At 65.6% G+C, this 6,186-nt stretch carries 5 protein-coding genes and 1 pseudogene; 3 read left to right on the top strand and 3 right to left on the bottom strand.

Annotated elements, in window-relative coordinates:
* Positions 1-59 precede the first annotated feature (59 nt).
* A complete protein-coding gene (locus tag J0695_RS26105; protein ID WP_307798760.1) occupies positions 60-950 on the bottom strand; it encodes a transposase family protein in 891 nt (296 codons plus the stop codon).
* A 329-nt stretch (positions 951-1,279) separates the two neighbouring features.
* Positions 1,280-2,485, bottom strand: coding sequence for an IS110 family RNA-guided transposase (locus tag J0695_RS26100; protein WP_372445827.1), 1,206 nt, complete (start codon positions 2,483-2,485; stop codon positions 1,280-1,282).
* A 291-nt stretch (positions 2,486-2,776) separates the two neighbouring features.
* On the opposite strand from J0695_RS26100, the pseudogene J0695_RS46290 reads away from it, so the two are divergent.
* From J0695_RS46290 to J0695_RS26080, 3 genes and pseudogenes are all read left to right on the top strand, one after another.
* Positions 2,777-3,846, top strand: a pseudogene (locus J0695_RS46290) (IS630 family transposase).
* Between the two features lie 199 nt (positions 3,847-4,045).
* The gene (locus J0695_RS26085; protein WP_206965881.1) at positions 4,046-4,387 is read left to right on the top strand and encodes a histone-like nucleoid-structuring protein Lsr2; all 342 of its coding nucleotides are present in this window, start codon (positions 4,046-4,048) and stop codon (positions 4,385-4,387) included.
* A 439-nt stretch (positions 4,388-4,826) separates the two neighbouring features.
* Entirely contained in the window at positions 4,827-5,078 is a 252-nt protein-coding gene (locus J0695_RS26080) for a TniQ family protein (protein WP_206965887.1), read from the top strand.
* Positions 5,079-5,585: 507 nt separating this feature from the next.
* Here the strand turns inward: J0695_RS26080 and J0695_RS26075 are convergent.
* On the bottom strand, positions 5,586-6,186 hold a 601-nt coding region (locus tag J0695_RS26075), incomplete at its 5' end, for an ATPase, T2SS/T4P/T4SS family (RefSeq protein WP_242553196.1).

Raw genomic sequence — 6,186 nt, 5'->3', positions numbered from 1 at the left:
CTTACGACCTCGTGCATGGTTAGCGCGAGGACGTGGCGCGTTTGCGTATGGCACCTGGATCAAGCTGATGAGGCGGTCAGTTCGAGTGCCTTTGAGTGGCGGGGTGCTTGTTGGTCACTCAGCAGTCCGGTGACGGCGCGGATGGTGTCGGGCAGGTTCTCCCGCCGGCTGTGATGTCGGGCGAGAGCCCTCCAGTTCTTGAGGTGGGCGATGCCATGTTCGACGGGGATCCGGGCTGAGGAGTGGGCGAAGCGGGCGGCTTCGTGGTGAGTCATGAGCCATTGCAGGTGCTCGAGGTTTTTCCCGCGACGTTTGCGAGGTGGTGTCACGACTTGGCCGCTGGTCTGCGCGGCGAGTCCCTGGTAGCCGGCGTCGGCGAGGATCTGCAGGTCGATGGTGTCGGCGAGCAGGTCGATCAGGCCGGCGTCGCGTGCCTGGGTTATGTCGGCGACTGAGCCTGCCCGCGTCTCGCCGCAGAACAACAACTGGCCGTGTTCGTCGGTCAGGACTAGGGCTTTCATGGCGTTGATGCGGCTCTTCCCGGAGATGAAGCGGCTGCGTCCCCCGCGGTTCGCAGCCGGGCGGCGGACCCGGATTTCGGTGGCGTCCATCAACGCTGTCCGGCCCGTGGCGCCGAGATGGGCGATCACGTCGGCGAGCGTGCGCAGCCGCAGCCCACCGTCGATCTGGCATCCTCGGTCGGCGAGCAGGGGCCGGATCTCTCCGACCGCACGGGTGATGGTGGAGCGGTCGACCTGAAACCAGCAGGCCAGCACGTCGTGCGTGACGCCGTGCCGCAGATGAACCAGGGTGGCCAGGAGCCGGTCGACGAAGACCAGCTTGTACTTCGCGCCCGCACCGACCCCTCGCCGGCGTGGCCGGTCGAGCAGGGCAGCATCTCTGCGGGCCTGCCAGGCCGGTCCCAACTCCGCCACCAAGTCAGCGATCACGGACGTCGAGAGCCCCGTGATCCGACGCTCTGACGAGATCAACTCACGTGCCTGAAACCCCACCACATCCAGCCCAACGACCCAACCCGACGCTCGTCACGGCCAACCATGCACGAGGTCGTTAGTTAGCGTTTCGCAGGTCACGCAAGGCGGTTGGGGGCTCTGTGCGCTGGCGGTGTAGACGCCGGGACCGCATCTGCGGAGGAGCCCGGGGGCTGATGCAGGGTTGGGTGGCAGATTGCCCTGCCCCACCATTTGGGCTCCAGGCTCGGTGGCTACTGATTCCCAATGTGGTTGTCAAGCCCGGTTGGTGACGCGTTGTGAGCGTGTCAGCCGAGTGCGATGGAGCTCGGTGGCGCGGTGATCTCGAAGGTGCGGCCGTCGCGGATGAGGGCCCACAGGACATTCAGGCGGCGGCGGGCGAGGGCGATGACGGCCTGCTTGTGGGTCTTTCCTTCGGCTCTCTTGCGGTCGTAGAAGGATTTCGATACGGGGCAGCAGCGGGCTGCGACCATTGCGGACATGTAGAAGACCCGCAGCAGGCGTCGGCAGTAACGGCGTGGGCGGCGCATGTTGCCGCTAATCCGCCCGGAGTCCTTCGGAACGGGGGCCAGACCGGCGACGCCGGCCAGTCGGTCTGGGCTGCCGAAGACGCTCATGTCACCGCCGGTGTGGGCAATGAACTCGGCGCCGAGCACGGTGCCGATGCCGGGCATGCTCAGGATGACGTCGGCGTGCGGGTGATCGCGAAACCTGCCCTCGATGAGGGCATCGGTCTCGGCGATCTCCTCATCGAGGGCCATCACCTCTCTCGCGAGCTTGGCCACCACCACGGCGGCCGGCCTCTCCCCGGCAACAGCCGTGTACTGGGCTTCGGCAGCCTGGATGGCGGTAGCCGCGACCAGGTTGAAATTGCGGACCTTGCGGTTCTTCAGCCAGGAGGCGAGCCGGTTCGTGCCGATGCGGCGCAGGGCGGCCGGGGTCTGGTAGCCGGTCAGTAGTACCAGGGACGCCTTCGAGGTGCTGTAGTCGAAGGCCCGCTCCAGAGCGGGAAAGTACTCCAGCATCTGGGAGCGCAGGCGATTGATCGCCCGAGTGCGGTCCGCGGCCAGGTCGAGGCGTCGGGCGGTGAGGATGCGCAAGTCGACGGCGATTTCGTCGCCGCGGTGCATCGTCTGGAGGTCGCGGCGCATGCGGGCCTGGTCGGCGATGACGAAGGCGTCCTTCGCGTCGGTTTTACCGTCACCCCGGTAGGAGCCGGAGGCGTGATGGACGGTCCGGCCGGGGATGTAGAGGACCTGCTGCCCGTTGTCGGTGAGCAGCGCGATCATCAGCGCGGCCCCGCCGGCGTTGAGGTCGATTGCCCAGGTCACCGGATCGCCATCGCTCAGCTCCAGTACATCACTGATCAGTTGGAGCAGCGTGCTCTCGTCGTTGGCCACCCGTCGCGAGAGCTTCCGTGTGCCGTCGGTGGCGATCGCCACGCAGTGGTGTTCGGCTTTGCCCGCGTCCGTACCGGCCCACAGTTCGGGCACGGCCACCTCCGAAGTCGTTCCAGTACTTGTCCCAGCAGACGACCTCGCCAGCGTGTCCTTACCAAGCGATCGTGTCGCACGCATCCCAATCAGTGGCCGAGTCGTCGCGAGGCACCGGGCGGCCAATCAGTAGAAGCCACTCCTGCGGCATGAGCTTGACAGCCACACCCAGTGCCCCTGGGTGTTCCGATCCTACGAGTGACCGGAATCAACCCACCAACAACGTAAGGAGCCTGAACTCGTGGTGTCGTAGCTGCTGACAAGTCTTGATCCACGCGGTACGCCGTTGTCATGAGGTACACGCAGGGCGGCGTTCTGACGGACGAACGGAGGGAGCTCCGCGAAAGTATCCGACGGGTGCGGCCGAGCGATTCGCCCGTGGCGAGGCAAGTTCGGTGATCGCGAAGGACCTGCGGATCAGTGTCTGGTAGCTGCAGCGATGGCAGCGGGCGTGGGCCAAGGGCGGTCTGCGCGCTCGGCTGGCTCGACCTCCCCGCCTCGGCTGAGTGAGGCCCAGTTGGACGCGGAGTTGATGAAGGGACCGGTCGCGCACGGCTGACCGGATCAGCGGTGGACGCTGACCAGGGGCAAGACGGTGATCGGCCGACGTTTCCACCAGAGCTACACCACCCAGGGCGTGCGCAAGCTCCTGATCCGGCACGGCTTCTCCTGCCAGATCCCGGCCGGACGTGCCCTTGAGCGCGACGATGACGCGATCCCCGGCTGGGTGAAGGAGACCTGGCCATGGGTGGAAGCACCGCGGTGGCGCTCGATGCCTGGATCGTCTTCGAGGACGAGTCCGGGTTCTCGATAACGCCGCCGATCGCCCGCACCTGGGCCAGGCGCGGCCACACCCCGATCATCCGGGTCCGTGGCCGCTCACGGCGACGCCTCTCGATCGCCGCCCTGACCTGCTACAAACCCGGTGAACGCCCCCGGCTGATCTACCGGCTCCGCCGCGACGACGGCCGGCGCGACGGACGAAAGAGCTTCGCCTGGAGCGACTACCGCGACCTGCTTCGATCGCGCACCGACAACTCGGCGGCCCGATCGTGCTCATCTGGGACAACCTGAACGTCCACCTGGACGCCCGGATGCGCACCTGGATCGGCGAACGGGACTGGCTGACCGTCCACCAACTGCCGTCATATACCCCGGATTGCAACCCGTTCGAGGGCATCTGGTCCCTCCTGAGGCGCGGCTGGCTCAGCAATGTCGCCTTCACCAGCCCCGACCACCTCATCCAAACCGTCAGACGCGGCCTGCGCACGATCCAATACCGCAGTGACCTCATCGACGGCTGTCTCACCGGAACCGGCCTATCGATTACCCCAACGACTTCACGAGTTCAATCTCAGTAACCTCACACGTTCCGGGGGCAAGCCCTCGTGAAGGCACGTCTCGAAGACCACCCAACCATGCCACATATCGGACATTTATCCACTGACCTCTTGGTGGGCCCGAAACAGAAAATTATCCCCTCCCCACATTGGCGAGGTGGGGGTTTTGTTGTTTCAGTTCCACTTGACAAGGCCGCAGACTAACGCCGACCATACGGGCATGGCTCAGAAAATTATCACCCGGTACATCGATGACCTGTCCGGCAAGGAAGGCGACGATGTGCAGACGCATCGAATTTCCCTGGACAGCATTGGTCGCGAGATTGATCTCTCGGCGGAGAACTACGATAAGCTTCTCACGCTGCTCGGTCCGTACCTGGACGCCGGCCGGAAAATGGGTGCCAGCGGTCAGATCAAGCGTGGCCCTGCTCGCGCAGGTGCTGCCGGCGGTAACCAGGACACTGCCGAGATCCGGGCGTGGGCCAAGAAGAACGGCTACAACGTGAACGACCGCGGTCGTGTGTCTCTTGAGATCCGTACAGCCTACAACGCGTCCAAGTAGACACAAAAGATTCCCCAAGGTGACCTAGTTCCCTTTGGGGGATTTTTGTTTTCGGGTTCCCCGCCACTGGGCTCAACCGCTCTTCCACCAGGGATTCGGCAGTAGCCAGGCGTATTACGCTCCGCATCGTGGCCACCCCTGTACGAACGCTGGGGCGGTCCCGCCGGATGGCGCTCGTGCCGCTGCCCGTCCCAGGTGAGTCATTCAGCAGCTGGATAGACGCTGTCGCCGTCGAGAATGTCTGCTGGCGGTGCACTCTTCTCGCGAAGTACTGGCGGCTGCGGGCAGTCCCCTATGCCGGAGGCTGGGAGCCCGGCTCCAGCACAGACCTCGCCCATATCAGCATCGCCACAGGCACCACCGAAGGTGACCTGGCCGCACTGTTGTTCAACCGCTACTTCGAGGTTGGCTTCCCCGCCCTCCCGTCAATGACTCGTGAATCGATGGTGCCCGCGACTTCATCAGGACGGAGTTTCGCCTCAGACACCATTCACGCTGGTGCCCGTGCTGCATCCGGGAGAACTGCGGCCGCTGGATGTTGCGCTGGCGCCTGGCCTGGTCATACGCCTGCCTGATTCACGAAGTGTTCCTCGCCTTCCGCTGTCCCTCGCCGCCACCACAGGCCCGTCAGGTTTGCACAACGACCTTGCCAAGTTCTACGGAAGCACAGAGGTGGACCCCCCTCTGCTGATCGCTGGAGCAATCGGCCTGGCCGACCGCCTCACCCGAGGACAGGATCGGCGCGAGGCGGCTGCGACATTCGCCGACCCCGCACACGCAGAACTGGTAGCCCGCGCGCCAAAGTGGTCGCCCTACGAGCCCATACGAGTGTCCCGACGCCTCACGCAGTACCTCTACGCTGCCGCTTTCACACCCTTGGCCGACCGTGGAGTCTTCCAAGAGAGCGGCGACTATGGCACGTCCGGCCTGTGCTGAAGCACTGCACGAGATACTGAACAATCCACTGAAATTTTGAGTGAGATGCTGAAGCACTGAGAGACACCCGACGCCTTCGCCCCGGCCAAACCAGCTCAGGAGTGCCTCGCCCCAGAGCGGAACCGACACGACGGGTAGTCGCCGCGCCTGCTGTGCAGCCGGGTTGTCAACCACCACTGCACAGTACGGCAGTTGACACGCACGTCGCCCCGGCCTGGCCACGGCCGTTACCCTCCGTGGCCTCACTGAAATCTTGCGTGCGCTACTGAAATCTGTTCTGAAATGAATCTTGCGGTACTGAAATCTTCAGAGCCATCCGACAGCAGCCGCCCTCGTGGCCCGTGTTCAGAGCGGCCAGCAGCTCGGTCACCTCGGCGCCCCGCACCTCCCCGACGACCAGCCGGTCGGGCCTCATCCGCAGCGCCTGCCGCACCAGGTCCTGGAGCGTGACCCGCCCGGCACCCTCCTGATTGGGCTGCCGCGCCTCCAGCCGCACCACATGCGGATGGTCGGGCCGCAGCTCCGCCGAATCCTCGGCGAGCACGATCCGCTCCCCCGCCCCGACCAGACCGAGGAGCGACGACAGCAGGGTGGTCTTCCCGCTGCCCGTCCCGCCGCTGACCAGGAAGGAGAGCCGGGCCCCGATCAGCGCCCGCAGCACCTCCTCACCGCCCGTCGGGACCGTCCCGGCCGCCACCAGCTCGCCCAGCGTGAAAGCCTTCGGCCGCACCACCCGCAACGAGAGGCACGCCGACCCGACGGCCACCGGCTCCAGCACCGCATGCATCCGCGTCCCGTCCGGCAGCCGCGCATCCACCCACGGCCGCGCGTCGTCCAGCCGCCGCCCCGCCACCGCCGCGAGC

This window comes from Streptomyces beijiangensis, from assembly GCF_017315755.1.
In the GTDB taxonomy this organism is placed as follows: Bacteria; Actinomycetota; Actinomycetes; order Streptomycetales; family Streptomycetaceae; genus Streptomyces; species Streptomyces beijiangensis.
The sequence above is the reverse complement of the archived record's forward strand: the minus strand, read 5'-3'. Positions and strand labels throughout refer to the sequence as shown.

Coding starts and splice junctions, on each gene's coding strand:
- J0695_RS26085 (WP_206965881.1), top strand. CDS start 4,046: ATGGCTCAGAAAATTATCACCCGGTACATCGATGACCTGTCCGGCAAG.